Origin of the sequence: Thalassotalea euphylliae, assembly GCF_003390395.1 — a bacterium.
GTDB classification, from domain to species: Bacteria; Pseudomonadota; Gammaproteobacteria; order Enterobacterales; family Alteromonadaceae; genus Thalassotalea_F; species Thalassotalea_F euphylliae_C.
In genome coordinates, this window is the sequence record NZ_QUOV01000001.1 from 1,260,154 (window position 1) to 1,283,219 (window position 23,066).

General features: G+C 39.2%; 18 protein-coding genes. 16 read left to right on the plus strand and 2 right to left on the minus strand.

The annotated features are described in order from the left end of the window. Nucleotides 1–2: 2 nt before the first annotated feature. The 12 genes from DXX92_RS05640 (at nt 3) to DXX92_RS05695 (ending at nt 12,869) form a co-directional block, all read left to right on the plus strand. Entirely contained in the window at nt 3–1,205 is a 1,203-nt protein-coding gene (locus tag DXX92_RS05640; protein ID WP_115999560.1) for a type II secretion system F family protein, read from the plus strand. Further along, entirely contained in the window at nt 1,195–1,629 is a 435-nt protein-coding gene (locus tag DXX92_RS05645; protein WP_147301934.1) for a pilus assembly FimT family protein, read from the plus strand. The genes DXX92_RS05640 and DXX92_RS05645 overlap by 11 nt, the downstream gene beginning before the upstream one ends. Further along, nucleotides 1,619–2,035 (plus strand): type IV pilus modification PilV family protein, encoded by a 417-nt coding sequence (locus tag DXX92_RS05650; RefSeq protein WP_115999562.1) that lies wholly within the window; start codon nt 1,619–1,621, stop codon nt 2,033–2,035. Before DXX92_RS05645 ends, DXX92_RS05650 begins: the two co-directional genes overlap by 11 nt. Continuing rightward, nucleotides 2,020–2,718 carry a PilW family protein gene (locus tag DXX92_RS05655; RefSeq protein WP_115999563.1) on the plus strand — a complete coding sequence of 233 codons (699 nt, stop codon included), beginning with the start codon at nt 2,020–2,022 and terminating at the stop codon, nt 2,716–2,718. Before DXX92_RS05650 ends, DXX92_RS05655 begins: the two co-directional genes overlap by 16 nt. After that, complete coding sequence (locus DXX92_RS05660) at nt 2,708–3,598, plus strand: type II secretion system protein GspK (RefSeq protein WP_181901698.1); 891 nt, start codon at nt 2,708–2,710, stop codon at nt 3,596–3,598. Before DXX92_RS05655 ends, DXX92_RS05660 begins: the two co-directional genes overlap by 11 nt. Nucleotides 3,599–3,703: 105 nt before the next feature. Continuing rightward, entirely contained in the window at nt 3,704–4,756 is a 1,053-nt protein-coding gene (locus DXX92_RS05665) for a hypothetical protein (RefSeq protein ID WP_115999565.1), read from the plus strand. Next, a complete protein-coding gene (locus DXX92_RS05670) occupies nt 4,749–5,300 on the plus strand; it encodes a hypothetical protein (RefSeq protein WP_115999566.1) in 552 nt (183 codons plus the stop codon). The genes DXX92_RS05665 and DXX92_RS05670 overlap by 8 nt, the downstream gene beginning before the upstream one ends. A gap of 19 nt (nt 5,301–5,319) precedes the next feature. Then, a complete protein-coding gene (locus DXX92_RS05675; RefSeq protein ID WP_147301935.1) occupies nt 5,320–5,829 on the plus strand; it encodes a hypothetical protein in 510 nt (169 codons plus the stop codon). Further along, entirely contained in the window at nt 5,819–7,918 is a 2,100-nt protein-coding gene (locus DXX92_RS05680; protein WP_115999568.1) for a secretin N-terminal domain-containing protein, read from the plus strand. Before DXX92_RS05675 ends, DXX92_RS05680 begins: the two co-directional genes overlap by 11 nt. Nucleotides 7,919–8,249: 331 nt before the next feature. Further along, complete coding sequence (locus tag DXX92_RS05685; protein WP_115999569.1) at nt 8,250–9,779, plus strand: hypothetical protein; 1,530 nt, start codon at nt 8,250–8,252, stop codon at nt 9,777–9,779. A gap of 200 nt (nt 9,780–9,979) precedes the next feature. Next, nucleotides 9,980–11,572, plus strand: coding sequence for a hypothetical protein (locus DXX92_RS05690; protein WP_147301936.1), 1,593 nt, complete (start codon nt 9,980–9,982; stop codon nt 11,570–11,572). Nucleotides 11,573–11,621: 49 nt separating this feature from the next. Then, the gene (locus DXX92_RS05695) at nt 11,622–12,869 is read left to right on the plus strand and encodes a hypothetical protein (RefSeq protein WP_115999571.1); all 1,248 of its coding nucleotides are present in this window, start codon (nt 11,622–11,624) and stop codon (nt 12,867–12,869) included. Nucleotides 12,870–13,008: 139 nt separating this feature from the next. Here the strand turns inward: DXX92_RS05695 and DXX92_RS05700 are convergent, their stop codons facing one another. Then, nucleotides 13,009–16,833, minus strand: a complete 3,825-nt coding sequence (locus tag DXX92_RS05700) for an FG-GAP-like repeat-containing protein (protein WP_115999572.1) — start codon at nt 16,831–16,833, stop codon at nt 13,009–13,011. Between the two features lie 362 nt (nt 16,834–17,195). Then, a complete protein-coding gene (locus DXX92_RS05705; protein ID WP_181901699.1) occupies nt 17,196–18,401 on the minus strand; it encodes a glycoside hydrolase family 88 protein in 1,206 nt (401 codons plus the stop codon). Nucleotides 18,402–18,481: 80 nt separating this feature from the next. On the opposite strand from DXX92_RS05705, the gene DXX92_RS05710 reads away from it, so the two are divergent. The 4 genes from DXX92_RS05710 to DXX92_RS05725 all read left to right on the plus strand — a co-directional run bounded on the left by DXX92_RS05710 (nt 18,482) and on the right by DXX92_RS05725 (nt 23,064). Beyond that, nucleotides 18,482–19,810 (plus strand): flippase, encoded by a 1,329-nt coding sequence (locus DXX92_RS05710; protein WP_115999574.1) that lies wholly within the window; start codon nt 18,482–18,484, stop codon nt 19,808–19,810. Nucleotides 19,811–20,176: 366 nt separating this feature from the next. Next, nucleotides 20,177–20,974, plus strand: coding sequence for a nitroreductase family protein (locus DXX92_RS05715; RefSeq protein WP_245961403.1), 798 nt, complete (start codon nt 20,177–20,179; stop codon nt 20,972–20,974). Further along, a complete protein-coding gene (locus tag DXX92_RS05720) occupies nt 20,974–22,122 on the plus strand; it encodes a polysaccharide pyruvyl transferase family protein (RefSeq protein WP_115999576.1) in 1,149 nt (382 codons plus the stop codon). The genes DXX92_RS05715 and DXX92_RS05720 overlap by 1 nt, the downstream gene beginning before the upstream one ends. 27 nt (nt 22,123–22,149) lie before the next feature. Then, nucleotides 22,150–23,064 carry a Wzz/FepE/Etk N-terminal domain-containing protein gene (locus DXX92_RS05725; protein WP_181901700.1) on the plus strand — a complete coding sequence of 305 codons (915 nt, stop codon included), beginning with the start codon at nt 22,150–22,152 and terminating at the stop codon, nt 23,062–23,064. Nucleotides 23,065–23,066 lie beyond the last annotated feature (2 nt).

Genomic DNA, 23,066 nt, shown 5'->3' on the forward strand with positions numbered 1-23,066 from the left:
TAATGGCTATTTTTATTTATAAAGCGTTTGATGCCAGTGGTGCTAAAGTTAATGGCCATATAGAGGCCTCAAGTAAAGATAAGGCCTTAAACTCATTAAAAAATGAAGGCCTCCTTCCGCTTCAAATCAACGAACAAAAACTAAATAACCGCTCTTTAGTAGGTTTCAAAAAAAAAGTTAGTTTAGCTGATTTAGAGTTTTTTACGGCTGAGCTAAGTCTTTTGTTAGATTCCGGTGTCAGAATAGATAAAGGACTTGATATAATTAGAAAAACAAAGGCCGATCCTGCATTAGCAAGTTTAATTTCCGAAATGAGCTCATCTCTTAAAAAAGGGATGAGTCTATCTGATGCTGTGAGTCAACACAGCACTGTCTTTGATCCCCTGTATGTCAATCTTATTCAGCTTGGCGAAGCATCAGGGCAACTACCTAAAATATTTAACGGATTATCGACAGATTTAAAGTTTCGTAGAGATTTACAACGAAAAATAATTCAGTCTTTGACTTATCCGGCAGTCATTTTTTCTGTTTGCACTCTTTGTGTGTTATTTATTTTTAACTTCATCGTACCTCAAATGTCCTCTTTATTTGCAGATGCTGATAACCTTCCGTGGTACACCGAATTGATGTTGAATATAAGTGACTGGTTCCAAAACTATCAAACTTTTTTACTTGCTGGCATGTTTGCTGTTGGGATTGGCCTTGCTACTTTATGGAAAAGGGATGAATTTCAAAGTAGGTGGCAAAAGCTTTTACTAAAACTGCCTATTGTGAAAAATACTGTCCTCACAGCGGAACGTATTCGATTTAATTCTGGGTTATATCTAATGCTCTCTGCAGGTGTCGCCATTGACAAGGGATTAGAATTGTCTACTGGCAATATTAAGAATCAATACCTAAGAGATGAAATGGATATTGTTCGTGGAAAGGTCAAGAGAGGGGGAAACCTTGCTAATTCATTACAACAAACCTCGCTATTTCCTGATTTTTACGTGTCCCTTTTGGAAGTAGGTGAAGAAAGCGGTAATTTAGCAAAAATCTTCGATGAAATTGCATCTAGAAGTCGTCGCGATTTTGAGGAATGGACTCAGAAATTAACAACGTTACTAGAGCCGCTACTAATTCTCCTCATGGGGGGAATCGTGGGTGGCGTTGTCGTGGTGATGTTATTAAGTATGGTTTCAGTTAACGATATTGGAATTTAGTTCTATAGATATGACTAATTACAACTCATGTCAGCTAAGGAGTCGGGGTTATACTCTTATTGAACTGCTGGTAGTTATCGCTATAGTCGCTTCTTTAATAGGTTTAGTGGGTCCGCTAACTATCGATAGTGTAGCGAAATACCAGTCAAGAGTTCAGGTAACTGAAGTAAAGTCTCTCTTCTCGAAATACAGTACTTTAGCTTTCTTACGTGGTGAACAAGTTCGATTAGTTATCAATGGAAATTCTATTTCTAGAGTTTATGCGAACGAAGAGCAGGATGTGTTTACCTTCGAGCATATTCAATTTTCTCCCATCGAAATTTATTTTTCTCCATCTGGCATTCCAAATGTTAACGAACTTGATCTGCAAGTGAGAGAGAACATAATAAGTATCAATCTGTTAGAAGTGCTTTATGAATCGTAGTAAAGGGTTTACATTGCTTGAGGTGCTTGTAGCAGGAGTTATTTTGTTTTCTGTGGTTGCTACTGTTGCATTGATATATAAGAACGCTATGCATTCTCTGCAGTTATCCGAAAAGCATTTAGCTATATCAACGGCTGTCCCGTTCCTGTTGGATGAAATCAAAGATGAAATAAGAAATCAATCGCAAGGCAGTGACTCGCTTGCTGGTGAGGGAAGTAATATTAAAGCAAAGTTTTACTGGGAAGCTAGTGTTGTTAAGTCGGGAAGGCCGAACCGAAGCGCATTAAATGAAAATGGCGATAACGTAAAACAAAAATTTAAATTATGGCAAGTGTCGTTGACAATGTCTTATAACACGTACGTTAAAAAATATCAGTTTCAGGAGCTTTCATGGGAAAGCGACTAGCCCAAGGTTTTACCTTAATAGAGTTGATGGTGGCAATGTCGTTACTATCATTTATTATTTTTGTCGGTTCGTTAAGTTACTCAACGTACATTTCTGGCTGGACAAAAATAAAAGGGAAAATTGACAGTAATATTTCCCAAGCAAAGCACTTAATTTTACTTCGCCAAGCAGTTGCTTCAACTACTAGTTACATTGTTAAGAATGCTGAAAGTGATATAGCGATATTTTTCAAGGGAAAAGCCGTCGGTTTCGAGTCAATGACATCATCGCCAATATTTGATTATGGCTACCCCGCTTTTTATCAAATTGTTTATGAGCAAGATGAAAGTGGAAATAATCGCCTAGTTTATAAAGAGAGATCTTCTCGGATAAACCACAGTAGTTCGGACTTCGGTAAACATAGCTATGAAAATTCACTCAATATCATAAGTGGTATATCAGATTTTAAAGTGAGTTATTTTGGTTGGTCAGAGAATAAATATAAGTATCAGGAGTTTGATAGTGATAAAGTGCGTCGACAGTGGTTTGATGAATACGACGCTATGTCTTCGAAAATAATGCCTGAAGCCATCTCTATGCAGTTTAAAGATGCTAAAGGAGAGTCATACACTTTATTTTTTGGCTTGTTAGAAGGAAGTGATAAGCTTATTTCGAGAGCGCAAGGCAATGCTATTGACGTTTAACTATAAGAGAAATTCCGGAGTTGCTTTAATTCAGGTATTGCTGATCAGCGCTGTGTTATCTCTATTAGCGATTCAGCTGAATAAAAGTGCCAAAATAAATACTCACTTAACACAAGGCTTTAATGATAAAACAAGTGCGCTAATTCATTTAAAAACTGTAGAGACGCAATTGTTATATGAAATGCTATTGGCAAATGATCGCAAAGTCGATAAAACAGGAGCCAATTTTTTTGGGCAACCTTTTCATTTTGACGATAGTACAGTAGTTTCAATTCAGGATACATCGGGTTTACATAACGTACACTTTCCGAGTAAGGCAATTATTGAACGTTGGCTATCTTCTATTGGGCAAGATGAAGCGAGGGCAGACTATATTGTAAGGCGACTAAAAGACTTTCAAGACAGTGATAATGAGGTTTTCGGTGGGGGTAAAGAACAAGACTACTATCAAGTAGTTGAGGAACAAATACAAAATATTGAACTTTCAACTGAAAAACACTTATCGGCCTTGCTTAAGGGTGTTGGGTATACTGAAGCGCAAGTTGAAGAGTTAGTTTCAATTTCGACAGCACACTCATTTACGGCATCAAATCCATACCATGCACCAAACAAATTGATTGATATGATGTATGATGCAAATATAAGTCAACAGATTAAAGAACTAAGAGATAGTGGATCTTATACTCGTCAAAGCTTTATTAATTTAACAGGAATAGATGAGGGTGAAGGCATTAGTTTTAGCACTAGTCCTTATTTAGATATTAATATTACGGTTTCGTACGGCTCTGCAAAGATGCGTAAAAGATTAGTTGTAGAATTAATACCTTTTTTTAAAGAAGAGCAAGGAGCTTTATCTTTCTTATTTGTAAAGCTCAGCTAACTAGTTCATAAATTTTTTTATTAGAATGTAACTATTTTTTAATTCTTATATAGAAATTCTTTAAAAATAGTTAGAATCCCTTTTTCGCTTCGCGTTATTTGCAGTATGAATATATTCAATAAATTGAAATCATCAGTGGTAGACTTCTTTATCAGCTACTTGGCTGATAAGAAAAACATCAAGCTATTTACATCTAGCTCTCAAAAAAGAAGATCGTTTATAACTATTCTAAGTAGAGAGTACTATGATGAGGCACAGCAATTCTTTCCCGTTGACGATGAACGCGAACTAAGTAAAGTAATTGCGCTTGGAAACTACGGCGCTGAACTCTATAGCGTGGAAAAAAGTGATGTCCAAAAAGGTACAAATGTTTACTTCTGGACGTTAAAAAAAGATCATAATGTACAGGGGATGTTTGCTGTACCAGAAACCTTGCTGTTGTCATATACCTTAGATAAAAACGTGGTTTATGAAATTTCAGTGGCCTCCAACTCTTACTATTACATCGTAACTACAAACGGCTTTTTCTCGTCTTTAAAATCGCCAATAGTTAATACTCCTGAGCTGTTTGCTAATGCGGCAGGCGTTCAATTTAACAAGTTCGTTAAGCTTGAACATCATCAACTAATAGCCCAACTAAAGGCTAGTTTATTTACTTTTCCTTATAAAAAACTGGTTTCTTTGAGGCTTAAAAGAAAAGCAAAGTCATTAGCTCAGCTGAGTTACAAATTTTTTATACCTTCAGTAGTCTTGGTTGCGAGTTATTTCTGCTTAACAAGTTTCTACTTGTACATAGAGAATGATACGGTTACTCAGAAAATAGAAACAACTAAAGGCCAAGTCGCAGAAATCCTTACTCAAAAGTCAAAATTAGAAGGTGATATAAAATTACTCGAAGATATTGAAGGTGTTCAAAGCTCGGGCTTTAAGTCATCTGTTCTTTGGGAAACTCTATACCCATTATACGACTTGAAAGTTAAGTTCACTGCAATTCGTTTAGATGGAAATAAGGTGTTTTTATCAGGGGTAGCACCAAGTGCATTAGCCGTATTAGAAGAGCTACATAAAATCGATAAAGTGAAAGATCCCAAGTTTAGAGGCTCTCAACGCGCGACAAGAGGTGGAGAACGGTTCGTTTTGGAGTTTATACATGAATAAGCAGATACCTGTTAATCAGCAATATCTAATTATGCTATTAGCTCTTTTATTAGTAGCAAAATTTATACTTGTACCAATCATTGAATGGCAAGACGAGCTTATTGCTGATACCTCTGTTAAAAAGAGACAAGCGCTAAAAGCGGAAAGATTGCTATCGATAGAGACGGAATTAAAACAGACAATTGAAAATTTGGATGAGCAAGTAGCTAAGCTTAATACTCATGTACCTAAAGTAGATGAAGACAATTTTAAAATTAACACTCAGAAGAGCTTAGTCGGCATCTTTAATTCGCATAAGATCAAAATAGAAAGAGCGGCTTGGCTGGTTCCACCAGATCGCGGAAATATGTACCCCGTAACAATCCAGCTTAGTTTATCTGGCAGAATGAGTGACTTTCTTGCTAGCCACTACGACATAGAGGCTAATTTCCCAGCAGCAAAAATTGAAGAACTGAGAATTAACATCAATCGGCATTTAGAGAAAAGCATGGGGACATTTAAAGGAAGAATTAGCCTTAAGTTTTTTATTCAAAGTAATGCCTAGAGAAGTGTAGAGAAATATTGTGAATGTTAATAAATGGCAAGTGATATTAATGCTATGTTTCTTAGTGTTTTTATCTGCTGATATGGTAAATAGGATAATCGTTAGAGATAACACTAATGTAAAAGATTATGCTCTGCCTGAGCTATCAAAACACATCAAGGAAGATGATATTGCTAGCGCTAATATGCTTGAAAAATATCTAAAATTTGATGTTCGTTGGCAGCAGGCAGTTCAGCAGGAAAAAAGTCAGGGCGAGAAAGAACAACAAGAAAGCGTTGAAGTGCTAAGCATAGTCGCGATATTTAATGATAAACGTCCATGGGCGATAGCTTCAATCAAAGATGGCAGTGACAACTTTTTGGAGTCTAGAATATTAAACCTAGAAGACTCTGTGGGCGAATACCGGGTTAAAGGTATATCCACAAGCTCATTATCACTCTCTAATAATGATGAAACAGTAGAGCTGACACTATTTAAAGAAAGTAACCGAATTCAATTAAGTACAAAGATAAACACTAATGAAAATTAAATTAAACAAGCTATCAGTATGTTTACCTTCAGTATTGTTTTTAGCTAGTTGCCAATTAACCGGTGCTAACCAAGAAATAGAAAATACGAAAGTAATCAGTGATTCTTTTTTACGTGCCAAAGACGATGGCAGATTGGCTGAAGCTCAAGTGCAAAATGAAACGCCAGTTGGAGATAGCCGCGTATCGAGCTTCACAAAACTTGAAAGTATTGATGTAAAACGTTCTGAACTTGGCGTGGCAGAAGACTTTAAAGCTAAATTAGACAATACAAGCAAGAATATCAAGATAGCGGCAGACGGCCTAAATTTAAGTGCCTTTATTCATCACTTATTTGGCGAGCTACTGTCAATTGATTATGTATTAGATGATAAAGCGGCTGCGGATAGCTACACGGTATCATTAAACTTAAAAGAAGGTATGACGGCATTGGCTGCATTTGAGTTGGCTGAAGACTTACTCGAGCAACGCGAATATACGCTGGTTAACAAAAATAACGTGCTTTATGTTATCGCCAAGGATACAGCTGGCCAGTCAAAGAGTTTTTCATATGGTATAGGTAAAGAAGCTGGTGATTTACCTAGCTCTGGCCAAGATGTTTTTCAAGTAGTACCACTGTTGTACTCATCGGCATCAAGTTACTCGCTAATACTGCGAAGTATTTCAAATGCCCAGTTTTCTCAATCGAGAACCGGTAACCTACTCTTTTTAAGTGGTAAGCGAGAAGATGTTGCAAAAGCGTTAGAGTTTGTTCGATTAATTGACCAACCTAATGCATTAGCTCAGCATATAGGTGTGATCAATCTTGTGTTTAATGACGCAGAAGATTTTGCAACCCAATTAAAAACCGTAATGGAAGGCGAGGGCATCAGCGTTGGTATCAATGACCAGCAAAATAGCTCGGTTGTATTAGTACCTTTGGTCAGTAAAGGGATGATCATCGCGTTTGCAAAGTCAGACGTTATTGCTAAGCGAGTGGATTTCTGGACAAAACAATTAGATGTTGCCAGTAATAAAGGCGAAGTTGGATATTTTATTTATCATCCACGTTACGCTAGAGCGGCCGACTTAGGTGAGAGTTTATCTGCGATTGTCGATGTTTCTGGTGGTAGCTCAAACAGAGAGTCAAATAATTCAGCGGCAAATCCAAATAAAGCGTCACAGCCAACCAGCAAACGAAGAACTTCGGTTAATTCGAACTCTAACATAACAGTAGCAGTTGATGAACGCAGTAATACGCTGATTATTAATGGTACTGGCGTCGAGTATCAAAAGTTATTACCAATAATTAAATCACTTGATATTTTACCAAAGCAGGTTTTTCTGGAAATGACCTTAGCAGAAGTTACCTTGCGTGATGACTTTAAAAAGGGCGTTGAGTTTGCATACGGTGAAACCAGCGGCAACAATACCTTTTCACTGGGGACTGATGGAGCACTTGGTTTAGATGCGGTAGGCGGTTTTTCTTATTCGTTTGTCGGTCAAAATGGTAATATCCGCACCGCGCTATCTCAAGACAATAGTTTAGTAAATATCTTATCTCGTCCGTCACTCGTGGTAAGAGATGGGGTGACTGCTAGTATCACTGTGGGTACAGATATTCCTGTTGTAGGCTCTACGACAACCGACCCTATCGGTGGTGAGCGTGAAACTACCTCAATTGATTATCGTAAAACGGGTATTGAACTGGAAGTCACACCGACGGTGAACGCGCAAGGTGTAGTGATCATGAATATCAATCAAAAAATCAGCAATACGGTAGATGGGGGCGCTGTGGTAAATGGTTCGCCGTCCATTTTTGAACGCTCGGTAACCACAGAAGTTGTTGCTAACAGCGGCCAAACAATTGTGCTCGGTGGCCTAATTAGTGAGAACAATACGGTATCTGAATCTAAGGTTCCGTTTTTTGGTGATATTCCATTGATAGGGCACTTATTTAGAGTGGACACCGATTTAACGGATAAAACAGAGCTGGTGATATTGGTAACGCCACAAATTATTCAACGTGAAGAAGAATGGGGGCATCTGAAAAGCAAGTTTTTCAATGCGCTTGACAGTCTTAAATTTGAAAGCGATACTTCACGCCAATAAAGTACTAATATAAACGTGTGGACAACTTGAACGAATTTTTAAATCAAATTTTCGTGCATCAGAAGAGTCCATTTGTTTATGAATAAATTATCAGCAAATTCAAAAGAAAAGTTACATTTTTTTAGATATTTGCTTGACAGTCTTGTGGCAGGATGAATATTCTACACTACGACTGTTTATTTAGTGTGGCTAGGTAAAATGAATCTGCCTAGACACTAACAAGTTTTGAGGTTGTTCCTCAGAAAATTCTGAATGGCGATATTATCAGTGGAAATTACGGGTAGTATTTCGTTTTCAGTTTCATGAAACTAGGAAATAAAGGAAAACAATTATGTTTAAAAAAACACTTCTAGCAATGTCTCTTGCTGGTTTGTCTACTGCTGCTTTGGCTGCGCCTGCATCTTTAACAGCAAACGGTACTGGTGTACTTGTTAACGGTGTAAATAACGCTGCAGTACTTGTATCTGCTGAAGGTGCAGTTGGTGCAACTACATTCAACATTTCTTCTAACACACTAACTTACACGTTAAGTGATGTTGCTGATTCAAGCTCTGTAGAAGCTCACGACTCATTGGCAGTTGTTCGCTTAACGCTAACTGGTGCTTCATTCAACCCTGCTACAGCACTAGATGCACGTGTAGAAGCTGCCACTAACACAGCTGATGACGATTTAGAAGCTAATACTGGTGTTACTTACACAGCTGCTAACGTTTTAGAAATGCCATATGACGCTACTGCTACTGGCTTAAACGATGGTGATACAATTACTATTACTGGCTTAGTAATCACTCCTGAATCAGTTGCAGCAGGCGCTAAAGTTACAGCTAAACTAGAATTAGTTTCTAGTGTTGGTGGTGCGATCATCGATTCTGCAAATGCTGACTTAACAAACGTTGTTTCTCAGTTCTCAACTAAAGTGACAACTGCGTTTGACGCAACTATCGACGTAACAGAAGATCGTGAACTATTCACTGATGGTACATCAAACGATACGATCGCTGTTGAAGTTCGCAGTGCTAAGGTAGACATTTTACCTGCTACTACTGCAGCTGCTGTAAAAACTGTAACAGTTAACGGTGATTTCTCATACTTAGATGCTGATGGTGATGAGAAATTAGACTCAGACGTAACTGTAACTGGTGCTACATTCGCGAAAGATTTCCAATCTTTCACTATGGTTACTGCAGCAACTGCTTTCTCAGGTACAGCTGCTCAAGCATTACCTGCAACGGTAACAATTAACGGTTCTGATGACCGTGTAATGACTGCACAGTCTTACAACGTTGATATCGATTTTGCATACGCTACAGCAGCTTCTGTTGCAGCAGCGTACGACGAAAACGGTAAAGCGGCTGGTTCTTGGGGCTTAAACGGTACAAACGTTAACGTTCCTTACTTCCCAGTAGGTTTCGGTAACCTTTCTTCTAACGTTGAAGTTGCTAACGCTTCTAAAGTAGCTGGTGAAATCACTATCGACGCTATCGATAACAACGGTGTTGTATACGCGCCAGTTCAGTTATCTCAACTAGCTGAAGGCCAAACTGTTACTAAGATCTCTGAAAACGACATCGTAACAGCATTCGGTTTAACTGAAGGTACTAAGCTAAGCCTTAACATTACTGTTAATGCACCAAGTGGCGTAACTGTTTACCCGTTCTACCGTGAAAATGACGTACGTACTAGCTTACCTACTTCACAATACCGTTCAGTACAGTGTAAAGCTACTGGTTCAGTATCTTCTACTGCATACCAAGCAGACGGTACTGTAGTTGCTAATACAGCACTAACAAGTGCACACACAGCAGTAGTTAACGCAACTACTGGTAGTGTTAACACTTCTTGTACTAAAGACTTCAACTAATTTGTCTTAGTTAAAAATCTTATGTAAAAGGCTCCTTAGGGAGCCTTTTTACTTTTTAGCGTCTGTAAAGGGCTGTTTCAATAGTAGTTGTCCATAGCAAATGTGGAGGTAAATCTTTAGGGGGCAGTGTTAAATATTTTCACCTGACATTAACTATAGTAATCTAACGCTTATAAATTACGTTTCACGTTTATACTTAAATGCCTGCATCTCAAATACTCCTTGCGCTATGTTGTCTGCTTGTTTCACTGAAAACATTTGCTGAGCCGACAGCTTCTAGTCAACTCATAGATCTCGAACGAAAGGTAGTTAATACATCACCAAATACGAGTGTTTCATATAGTTTATCTTTGACTGGTGAAAACCAATTTATTAGAGAACAAACCAGAATCTCTCCAAATGCGCTAAACGAAAGTTTAGACATAGATAATAATCAACTTGTTTGGCAAGGTGAATTAACCGCTCCAAGGTTATTTGCCACGCCGTTTATAGAAAGCTTTTTTGGTTATTTGCCATTGCAATCGTCTTTTAATATTGGCGCGTTTAGCTGTGCGGTAACTTGTGATAATGATGTTTGGCAAGTCAATACTGATATTTATTTTCAAGGTGTTAACTATAAAACGCTATATGTTGCACTTGATGGCCGAGTATACATTTCCGACCCTGTAACAGGAGAAGAGCAGCCAATAATCATAGTGCTAGGCCAAGCACCAGAAACTAATACGGCTATGTTAGACAATATACCAGCGATAACCTCTGAAGTTCGTTTTGCGGAGCTTTTCAATCAACAGACAGTGTATTCGATTATTGAATGGACTCATTTTTCAGGTGCTAGCCAAGTTCAAAAGTATCAGCTAATTATCGAGGAAGGCACAAACAAGCTATGGTTTAACTTTTTGGATCAGCAAGAAGTTTCTGAGACTAGTATTAGCGTGCTGCAAAATCAAACACAAGAAGTGAGCTATAACTTACTTGCTAGTGCTAATGCCTCTCCTGTATTAGATCTTAAGGATGGTGAAAATTTTACTTATTTAATTGTAAATGAGCCGGGAGGAACATTTGATTTAAGTACCGCAATAAAGCCAAGGTCAGTCGAAGTGGCAGACTTTGAAGCTTTAGAAGTTAAAGAAGATAGCCTTGGTCTACTAGAGTTTGATAAGCGTGACTTAGTTGGTTTCCTTAATGTTATCGAGGTGCTTGGAAGTACTAACAACAAACTGATATTTGAACTTGCTTTGGATAGCTCATCTGCAGAGGTTTTGTTAAAACAAGAGCCCTTTAATGGCAATGTTTTAATCGAAGCAGAAAAGATTAGCTATCAACCAGTCTTAAACTTTAATGGTGCAGATAAGTATACTATTCAAGTTATTGATGATTTTGTGTCATCTAATCTTGTCGAGGTCGATGTTATTGTTACTCCCGAAAACGATCTGCCGAGTATCAGTTATTCAGTAAGTAACGATACTCCTTCTGAGTTAGAGGTTGTAGAGATAAATGTTGAAGTAAATGATGTAGATGGCGATGAATTAACAATAAATTGGGAGCAGGTTGCCGGCCCTAGCGCCTCAATTCTGCATTCTTCTGACTCTTCATTGGTCTTTCTTACCCCCTCAATTTCAGGGCAGCAGTCGACTAGCGTTAAGTTTTTACTTCAAGTGAATGATGGCGTTGCATTAGCGCAACAGGAAATTACTTTTAGTGTTAAGCAAAAAAGTGGTGGTGGGTCGTTGAACTATTATTTACTATTTTTGCTTTTGCTAGCTTGTTTATTTAGAGCGAAAACTTCTAGTTAATGGTCGGTTTTTCAAAGCCAATTGGGGAAATTTAGCGGTGTGTTCAAAAATGCGATTGTTTTATGTATTGGGTTTAACTTGGTTTTTGGCTTCTTGTAATAGCAGTGGCGAGGCAGAAAATTCTGAAGCTATCTGTAATGTCAAAGACTCACTAATTAGCTGTGACGGTGGCTATTCATATTGGATTGGCGATTTGTTCGCAACATCACAGGAAACGATAGCTGTAACTGGTGTTAAACGTGAGCGAGGTCAAAGCCGACAATGGGTCGCTTTTGTTGACTCTAAGCTTAGTCAGGTACTCGCGGAGCATAGCTTCCCCCGAAAGTTTAAATCAGATGAACACAATGCCCCTGCCGTTATTAAGCTATCTAATGGTTGGTTAGTGGCAAGAACTGGCCATAATGACGAATTCTCTGATGGCCAAGGTTTAATACAACTTGCTTATTTTGACGAAGCATTCAACTTGACGTTTGAGCAAGAATTATTCTTGGCCAACGGCGCTACCTATGTTCAACTCTTAGATATTGCTAGTGATATTTATTTACTGACCAGGGATAAAGAATTGGGGTGGGGTATATTTGTTAAAAGTGAAGGTAATCAAGACTGGTCACCTTGGTCTCGCCTCAAGCTTTCATCCGGCAGAAATTACGTACTAATGGACAAAGCCCCAATTGATGCATCGGAAAATATTTTACTCACCTTAGCTAAACATCCTTTAGATTTAGATCAGAAAATTATTCACACTTTAATATTCGCAGCTGAATTACAAGCAAGAGGCGAATTGTTAGATTTGAATAAGGCTAGTAAACCAATAACTGAATTTTCTATAAAAAATGTAAATGCCACTAACATTCGATTGCTGGATGTAAAAGTGCGAGATCAGTCAACCTGCCACTTACGCTCTATGAGAGTGGGCAGCAATTGGCGTTTAACACTGCAAGTTATAGAATCTTCAGAGCCTAATATACAGCCACGGCATCTTGAATTGGGAACTTTTTCCGGCATGCTGGGTGATAACGTGTATATAACTGGCGCATCTATCAAGCAATGTGCTTCAGCTGACGGAGAACTGGTTAAAGTATTGGTGACGCACAAGCGTGACGACAATCGCTACCAATTAACAGAGCTTGTCTTAGATACACAAACGAGCGAAATTATCGACGAGGTGTCTCTTTACCAATCGACTAAACAACTATACCGACCAGTATATATTCCGGCGTTTGATAAAGTCATGGTCAACGAAGCTGAGTATTGGAATACATACGAAAACTGGCGTGCAAATCAAATTATATTTTAGCGTCAAGCAACAATGTTAATTCGATTGCTTGTGCTTGCACATTCGTGAAATCTTTTACCTGACATACTCAAACAAAAAAGCCGAGCATTAATACAGCTCGGCTTTTGTTCTTATACAAATCTCAGACAGAGCCCTCTGACTAGTCAAGCATTGTCATTTTAATTGTAACAGGAGCTGCTAAAGGAATGTCTGTTGTCTTTAACCCAAACTGTCGGCGGGTAATACCGTCATGCTTACTTGTTAGGGAGTCTTTTCCTGTTGAATTTAGTATGTACCATGTCATAGTCGATGGGCGGCGTACTGCAATATCAGCACGGCTGTCGCCATCGTAGTCTGCAACCACTGGAATATCGGCTTCTTGGTTACCAAATCGACGGCGTGTAATTCCGTCACTATTGCCTGTGAGTAAGTCAACTCCAGATGAGTTAAGTACATACCAGAATTGATTAGATGGACGTCGCACGGCTAAATCCGCTTTACCATCTCCATCAAAATCTGCAGGAACAGCGATATCAGCCGAATGCTTACCGAATATTTTGCGAGATATGCCGTCGCTATTACCGGTTAACAAATCGGCACCCGCGCTGTTAATAATAGTCCAGGTAAAAGCCTCTGGGTTTCTGACAGCCATATCAGCTTTTCCATCACCGTCATAGTCGGCGGGCACCGGAATATTAGAACTATGTGTGCCTAACTTTCGTCGTGTGATACCGTCTGCAAAGCCCGTAGCTAAATCTTTGCCGGACGAGTTTTTCACATAGAAATATTGATTTGTAGGTCGCCACACAGCAATGTCTGTGATGCCGTCGCCGTCATAATCTGCTGGCACTGGAATATCTGCACTGTCACGACCAAACAACACACGGGTTATTCCATCTCTGTGCTTGGTTGTGCGATCCACGCCAGATGAGTTTTGAATATACCAGGCATAGGTTGAAGGGCGTCTTACCGCTATATCGGTTATACCGTCACCGTCAAAATCCCCTGATACAGGAATATCTGTTTGTTGGCGGCCAAAGACATGACGACCGATATCAGTCTGTTTGCTATTAAGCACATAGTTATAGAATGTAGCGGAACGGCGCACGGCAATATCCGCCTTACCATCGCCATCAAAATCCATGTGGGTAGTGCCACAATAGCTAGTGTCCATCTTGTCCCGCGGTGAGCAATCTAAATGGTTAGCAATGCCGTCACCATCTATATCTTGGTCGCTGTTATCGCCAGTACCATCGCCATCGGTATCCAAACTTTCGGTGGCATCGAGCGGGAAGGCATCCTGACTATTATCAACGCCGTCACCATCGCGGTCATCGTCTTTATTATCACCAATCCCGTCACCATCGGTGTCTAAATACTCTGAGGCATCCAATGGGAAAACATCACTATTATCGCCCACACCGTCGCCATCAGAGTCTTTTGACTCTTCAGGGTTATTAGGAAAGGCATCGTTTTTATCGAGCACGCCATCGCCGTCTGAGTCGGCTTCGCCAGGCGGTAAAGTGACTGATACGTTAAACTGGCCAATGGGGTAGCCTAAGTTTCCCTCAAAACTATACACTTTAAATGCATAATCACCGGCTTTACTAAATTCCATATCATAGGTGACTTGGGGAGTTCCATTATTTAGCCGCTTGAGTGAAGAACCAGACCGCGCTACAAATTCACTTTGCTCAAAGTTTGCGGTTGAGTATTCAACGTTGTAACCAGAGAATTCACCTGCCTGCACGTCTTTATTGTATACCCTCGTACTAATCGCAATCGGTTTACCTACAGTGGTGGTGTAGTTAGCTTCAGTCATCTCAGCATAAGGCCAGTCAGCGGTATAAAAGTTAACGGATTGCTGAACACCGGTCTGGCCAATAGCAATAGTTGCTGTATGAGGGATATCATTATTGTTAGGCTTAGGTGCCGTTAGGGTAACTTTATATTGGTTAACGCCTAGAGGTTTGATGACCGAAGATTCTAGTTCCCAGCTGCTATCATCGCTAACGGAATTAATGTTGATATCCTTTGCATTAACAATGTTGTCGAGTATCGCCGTTACTGAACCAGTTGTATCAGCATGAGTATATAAAGCAGATGAGCTATTTAAAGTTATGGCTGGAAATTTGCTAAACAATGTTGCCAAATTAACCCAAAAATAACTGCTAGCCCCGTTTGCGCGATTGTATAATCGCATTGGCACAGTACTCATGTTAAAAAAGCCATAGTCAAGGTGAGTGAGCAGTGAGGCATAATCATTGATATCATTGCTCAGTGATAGGGTTATTTCTGACTGCTGCCCATTGTTTGATATTGTCGCCGAGAGCCAGGAACTAAAAGAGGCAGTACTCAATTCCTTATACTCGTCGACTCCTCTTAGTTCTCGATTAAAGTTATCTTTTACCTGAACTTCCAGGCTACTTGCCAAAGATTGGTCTGATAGTGTGGCCGTTATTGATTTGGCTTGGCCAAAATCAGTAAATTCAATGTCATGTTGATTAACCGTGACAAACAACTTGTTATTAAAGCTGCTATTAAGCTCACTCATGGCAATAGGGCGATATAACTCGGTACCGTTAAAACTGTATTTGCCAACAAGGATTGCACAAGATTCACTTGACGGGTGTTTCAGCGTGAAAGAGGTTTTCCCTTTAGCTAACTGTGTTTCAGAATATTTATTATCCACTTCGTAATACAGTGGGCTGGTATCTAGTGGGCTTGGCAGGTTAGGGCACCTATCTGATGATATATAAAGGGTTTGCGATAGTAGGCCTGATTCATTTTGCCAAGACAGCGTTAATTCGCCATTTGCTACTTGTTGTGTGAATGGCTGTAACTCAAATTGAGTATACGTGGTCATTGGCCAAGTTTTTTTGATAAAGCCAGCGTTATCTGCAGCATCAACAAAATCATTCGATTTACCAACCGCTCGGTCATTGATCTTTACGTCAGGGTTGCTAAACACATCTGGGCGATGACGGCAGTATTCTTGACAATCTATGCCATAGCTCATTACTGTCGCTAAACTACCTTCAATATCGGTAAAGCCATAAGGGGTTGCATAGTCATATTCTTCACCATTATTTCTGCGCTCATGGCCAAGCCCTAAGGTATGGCCAAGCTCATGGGCAATTACATCCGTCGGTAAGGTTTTTGAGCTGACTCTTAAAGTTCTGTCATAAAATTGACCATATACCTGGCCCTGGTTTTCATTATGTTCAGTAAACTGCCATTGGGGGGCAAGTCCTAAAAAGAAACCACCCATAATGGCATCCGACGCTAAAAACACAACTCTGTCGGCCTTACCTTTAGCTAATGCCAAGGCAATATTGTTATCAGTAGCGTTGTAATCTCCTTGTACGAAATTGCTAAAAACATTGTTATCTTGCCATTGCTTCAGTTGAATGATATCGCCCAGTTGATATGTGAACTCTGTAATGCCAGAGTTCAAGAGAATTAGGTTCGCCCTGTCAATGCCTGCCTGTATTTGTTGGTAGGGAGTCAGGCCAAAGTTACCTTGTGCTATCCAGGCTTCTTTTATTGAGTCAAAGTCAACGACAAAGCTTACAGTTACTTCATTATCGGTGATGCTTAACTGTTCTTGTTTTTCTTGTTTTAAGCGCTTGCTTTTTTCGGGTGGGCTTACTTGTTTGGTAACCGTATGAAAAATAGTTTGCTTACGTGCTTCTGGTGTTAATGTCATCAGCTTTTTATGCTGGGGTAAAGCATTTGAAATCGCTGAGCCAAACTCTCCAGAAATATAGCTGACAGGATTACCTGTTCGGTCAATTCGAATAAACCCTGAACTTAACCCATCGTTTGATTTGTAAAAACCGAGCTGACCATTGTTATCTTCGATAGTTTTATACAAGGTGAACGTCTTGTCGTGACTATCAAATGACTGGGAAAGTTCCGCTGTACTGGCATATGAAGTTGACAATGCGGCTAATAAGACGACTGAAACTATAGACTTCCTCATAAATACTACGTCCTTTTTATGGAAGATATGGATAAATAGTTGCTTATGCGACGAGTATCGAAAACAACTAATAAATAGGTAAAACAAAAAGCTCGTGATAATACCAAGTTTTATTAATGTTTTGTATTTAATGAAAAAATTTGTTTAGGTTTATACGAAGAAGCTACGATAAATAGTAGTTAATTCCGATAGAGGGCCTTAAACTTTCCATTTAACTATATATAGGCAATTTAAAAGCATAAAGTTTGAGAAGAAATGGGGGGAAATATACTCTATAGGTTGTCCAACAGTTTAGGTCTTAACTTCAATACAATTGGTGTGCATACTAGCTCCTTAATTGGTTTAATTGGTTTATTTGTTCACTAGCTTGGAAGAGTTATTTTATTTATTTGCAACATCAAAACTTCGATGAAGTAATAGTCTGCATAAATAAGTGATGTTTCAACTTCTTTATTGGCGGGAACATTGCCCGATGCTTTCTTTAACAAGGCAGGGCTATTCGGATTGATATCTAAATAGTTATCGTTCAATAAGTTATTGATTAGAGCTTTTGAGGCTTGTTGATAGCGAATACTTTCCTCACTGCTAACAGCTTGACTTAGCTGCCAAATTGCTGATGCTGCAATAACAGCAGCTGAGCTGTCCTTAATGTTTTGATCTGCTCTTAGGTCAAAGTCCCAAGCGGGAACACCGTCCGTTGGTAGAGTGCTAATAAAGTAATCAGCCAACTTTTGTGCGCTGGCTAAAAAATTCTTATTATTAGTTTCAACATAAGCCAGTGTGAAGCCATAAATTCCCCAAGCTTGACCTCTAGCCCAAGTTGAACTATTCGCAAATCCTTGTACGGTTTGTTTGTTGACTACTTCTCCAGAGCTAGGTGAGAAGTCTACTAGATGGAAGCTAGTGCCATTATCTCTAAGGTGATTTTGTTGAGTTGTGAGCGCATGTTGCTCAGCTATTTGGTAGTGATTGGCTAAGTTGTATTGCTTTGCAGAATACCAAAGCAAATCTAAATTCATCATATTGTCGATAATTACCGGATAAGCGAAGTTACCGAAATCCCATGAACGTATCGCCATTACTTGTGGACTGTAACGTCTACTTAAGTGGTTTGCTGCAAACTCTAATGGCGGGCTGTATTTATCATCATTTGTTAACCTTAGAGCCTTCCCGTAGCTGTTGTTAAAGATAAAGCCAAGATCATGGTTATCAAAATCCTTGTGTCCTTCTAAGGGAGTCGTCCATTTGTCGGCAAGTGGAATTAGTGATTCATCAAGTAATGCTAATTGCCATAAGACGCCGGGAAAAAAACCGTCTGTCCAATCTTTCCAGTTTTGCTGGTGCCATTGGCCATTTGTAGCTTCGCGGATATAGCCTTCGTCTGGTGATAGCCTAGTGGCTTGTAGCTTATATTTGGCAATAGCAAGGTCAAGCACTTGTGATTTGGTTATGGGGAAGCTGAAATTTTCAGGGGGGATAGTTTCCACTTCATTATTTGTAGACGTGCTTGAGTTACACCCAACTAACAAAGCTAAAATTGTGGGTAACAGTAAATATATTGATTTCAAAGTAACGCCTACAAAGTTTTTATTTTTCCGTATAATACCTAAGTTTTCACTTCAACATAGTAAAGTTCGGGAAAAATTGCTTGTCACATAATCAATTATTGAAAAAATTTCACTCACCAGCAATTCGAAATACCTTATGGTTGACCTCTGAGAAATTGTTTTCTATGGCGTTGGTATTACTGGTTAATATTTTTGTTGCGCGTCATTTAGGGCCTGAGCTATTTGGTACTTTGAGCTTTTTCCTAGCAAGTGTTGCCTTGATGGTGCCGTTAACCTCACTAGGTATGAATGCGATTATTACCCGAGAGGTAGTAAATACCCCCGAGCGTCAATCATTAATTGTGAGTACCGCACTTGCCTTCCGACTGATTGGTGGAGGGCTGGCATTTGTGTTATTGGTCGCAATAGTTTCGTTAGAAGTGCTAACCATCAAAGTAGAGCTAGAATCTTTATTTTTTATACTGGCTTTTGCTAACTTATTTGTTGCTTTCCATGTTGTCGATTTTTGGTTTCAAGCAAAAGTGCTTTCCCGATATATTGTGAAAGTAAGATTTATCGTGCTCTTGTTTATTTCATTAACTAAGCTTGTTGCCGTCTACTTTAATGCTGATATAGCTTCTTTTGTATGGTTGGCCGCAATTGAATCGCTTTTGATTTCGTTGGGCTTTTTATTTATTTATCTATATAAGTCGAAAGCTCGCTTGTTCTCAGGAGTCGATTTTTCTTATGGTTCCAATGTTCTTAAGCAATCAAAGTGGTTGATACTTTCTAGTGTTGCTTCGATTATTTACTTAAAAATAGATCAGTTGATGCTAGCTGAGATGGTCTCAACTCGTGAAGTTGGTGTGTATGCTGTGGCTAGCCGAATATCAGAAGTCTGGTATTTTTTTCCCGTTGCTATAGTTGCTTCGTTTTTTCCATCATTACTTAAACTCAAGCAGTCCTCGGAGGCTAGCTATAAGAAAAAGTTACAGCAATTGTGTGATGCATTGTTTGCTTTTGCGTTGATCATTGCTGTCGTGATTTATTTTACAAGCGATTGGCTTATTTTGTTGTTATTTGGCGAAGAGTTTCAAGCGTCTGGTGTTATTTTAGCTATTCATATTTGGGCCGGGCTATTTGTATTCATGCGGGCGTTGCTAAGTAAGTGGATCTTAGCTGAAAATCTAGTGAAATTTTCGTTAATTACCCATGGCGTCGGCGCAGTGGTAAATGTCGCATTAAATTATTATCTAATTCCTCAATACCAAGGAATTGGAGCAGCCATTTCTACTGTAATTGCATACGCTTTTGCATCTTACGTGGTGCTGCTATTTCATCCTGCTACTTGGCCAATGGCTAAAATAATGACGAAGTCTATGTTTTTCCCTAGCCGTTTATTTGCCCGTAAGGTAAACTCTCCTGCTTGATTTTTTATTCGCTAGATTATTAGCTGTATGTTGGTTAATTGGTGAGCAAATTTCTTGCCTGTAATATCATTAAACTCTACTAACTAAAAATTTGTCATGAAGTCTTTATTAAGAAAAGTGTTATCGCCGTCAACACTCGTAAAATTAAAAAATATTGTCAGTGATTTAGACAGCAAAATCTATCCGACTTTTAGCAAACACCCTTTTTTAAGTTCAATTTATTATTGTTTTTTTAGTACCCAATTTCGGCGAGAGCACCATGCCGTGCTGCAAGGCAGACTTAGGTATACCAAATCACTTAAAACGATTGAACAATCAAGTATTTTATTGCGCCGCAATACTCATCGATTGGAAAAGGGGTTGATTATGCAACCCAGACGAGAAGTGTTCGCTGAGGCATATATCGGAGAAACGATCGATTGTTTCCAAAACTGTTTGCAGAGCACAGAGATGTGTAAAGACGAGTTGAAATGGGCGCAAGACGTGCTGGTGAAATACTTTGAAGTGGTTGGCTCTTCTTCTGTGTTAGACCGAGCAAGGTCTCAATTTGAACAGTTGACTCTAATGAGCTTTGACCTTGACGCTGATTCATTGCCTTATCAACACAATCAAAGAGTCAAGTCACCTATAACGCAGCAGCAATTAGAGAGTTTATTTAAACAACGCCGCTCTGTTCGTTGGTACGAAAACAAACCGGTTGAACTTGATAAATTACAGCAAGCGATTGAAATGGCTTCTCAAGCCCCTAGCGCTTGCAATCGTCAGCCATTTCAATTTTATACTACAGTTGACCAGTCAAAAGCTGCGGAGTTGTCATCAATTGCGATGGGCACAACTGGTTTTGCTGACAATATTCCGGCCTTAATTGTTGTTGTCGGGGACTTATCTTCATACCCTGCTGAGCGAGATCGTCATGTGATATACATTGACGGCGGTTTAGCGTCGATGCAACTGATGCTAGCACTTGAGACTATAGGTCTTTCTTCATGCCCAATTAACTGGCCTGATATCGAGGTTTGCGAAGTAAAATTAGCTAAAAAGTTAAACCTTCCGGCTCACTTGAGGCCAATTATGATGATTGCCATTGGCTATGCTCAGTCAGAAGGCCAGATTCCATATTCTCAAAAGAAAAGCGCTCAGTTGTTGCTTAAGGAAATTCATTAATGTTTATCGAAATTAAAGGGGTTCAGTTTGTCAATAAAGGTGCTGAACTAATGTTGGCATCTGTAGTTGAGAGAGTAAAACAGTACTGGCCTGATGCTGAAATTGTGCTTGAAGGTAACCCTTTCTCGCCTTATAAGTCGCGAGCTTTACTCGGCGCTTATCAAAAGTTATCGCTACGTAAGAATGTGTTGGATTTAAACTCTTTTGCATATTATCTCCCTAAGTCTGTACGAAACTATCTTAAAAAGTGGGGCATAGTGACAGAGGCAGATATAGACGTTGTGCTAGATGCTGCTGGTTTTGCCTATGGAGATCAATGGGGCGCATTGAAAGTTACGCATTTAGGGGGAGAGCTGAATCGTTATAAAAAACACGGGTGTAAATATATATTCTTACCGCAGGCGCTAGGGCCATTTACTCGTGAAAAAGACATTAAGACACTTAAGGCATCCCTGCCCAACGCCTCATTAATTTGTGCTCGTGAAGAAGACTCTTATAACAATATTCGTGGCATTATTGGCGATGCAAGTAATTTAATACAGATGCCTGATTTTACTAATGCTGTAAAGGGAATTGTGCCGGATTATTGGCAAGGCGGCGACAAGAAAGTTTGCTTTGTGCCGAATTCGAATATGATTGGTGTTAAGAATCGAAATCTAGATTGGAAGAAAAATTATATCAGTATCATGCAAATGCTGATAGAGCGCGTTAAACAGCAAGGCTTTATTCCTGTTCTTCTTAATCATGAAGGTGAAGGTGATCGGGATATTTGTGATCAGCTCAACGCACTTTTTGATAATAGTATTGAAGTTATTGAAGAGTCTCACCCGTTGAAAGTAAAAGGCATTATTGGCGCATCAAAAGCAATTGTGTGTTCACGCTTTCATGGATGTGTTAGTGCGCTTTCTCAAGGTGTTCCTAACCTTGGTACTAGTTGGAGTCACAAATATGAGCAGCTATACCGTGAGTATGAAGTATCAGAGTTGTTAATTGATCCTCTTGCTAGTGAAGACGCGCTTGTTGAGTCAATGGATAATGTCTTGAACGATAATCAAGAATTCGTTAATTGTATCAATAAAAACGCAGATAAATATAAAGCGATAACTGAAGAAATGTGGTCTAGGGTTGTTGCGGTTGTTAATGGCTAAGAAAATTAGTTGAAGGGAGAATCTAGGTTGACTGAGCAGTTGAATAGGCAAGAAATTTCTTTAAGCGAGTTATTTTCTGCCTTATGGCAGGGGAAGTTAACAATTGTTATTGGCGCATTGTTTTTTGCGCTACTTTCGGTAGCAATTGCTTTATATTTACCGAATCAATACAAGTCTAAAACAACACTTATTATTAACACTGAGTCAACCAGTAAGTTAGCTTCCTTAGCTGGAGGTTTAGGTGGTTTGGCCGGAATTGCAGGGATCAATTTAGGCTCAGGACAAGATGGAGCGAACCCGTTAATAGCTAAAGAGTTGGTGACATCTCAAGCGTTTATTTTGGAGTTTGTCAATAAACACAATATTCTGGTTCCTTTGATGGCTGCACAAGAGTGGGACATAGCAAGTGGTGAATTAATCCTTGACAACTCGCTGTATGACAGTGAACGAAAGTTGTGGCTGTACGGAGATAACCCTACCCAAGAAACACGCCCTAAGAAAGAAGATATAGTTAAAGAGTTCAAAGATGTTATTCGTTTAAGCGAGGATACTAAGACTGGTGTATTAACGATGACTGCTGAGTTTTATTCGCCCGTGCTCGCTCAGCAATGGCTGACTATGTTCATCAATGATATTAATGAAACTATCCGTCAACATGACGTTGAGCAGTCCTCTAAAAGTATTGAGTACTTAAAAGGGCTCATTGATGAAACGAGTAATCGTCATTTCCAAGAGACGTTCAATACGTTAATTGAGGAGCAAACTAAAAAGCTGATGCTCAGTAAAGTACGTGATGATTACGTTTTTAAGCCTATCGATCCACCTAATATTCCAGAAAAAAAATCTAAGCCACTTAGAGCGATAATTTGCGTTGTTGGGACTTTTTTAGGTGGTATCTTGATGTCATTATTTGTGCTGATCCGCTATTTCACTCGCAAATAAAT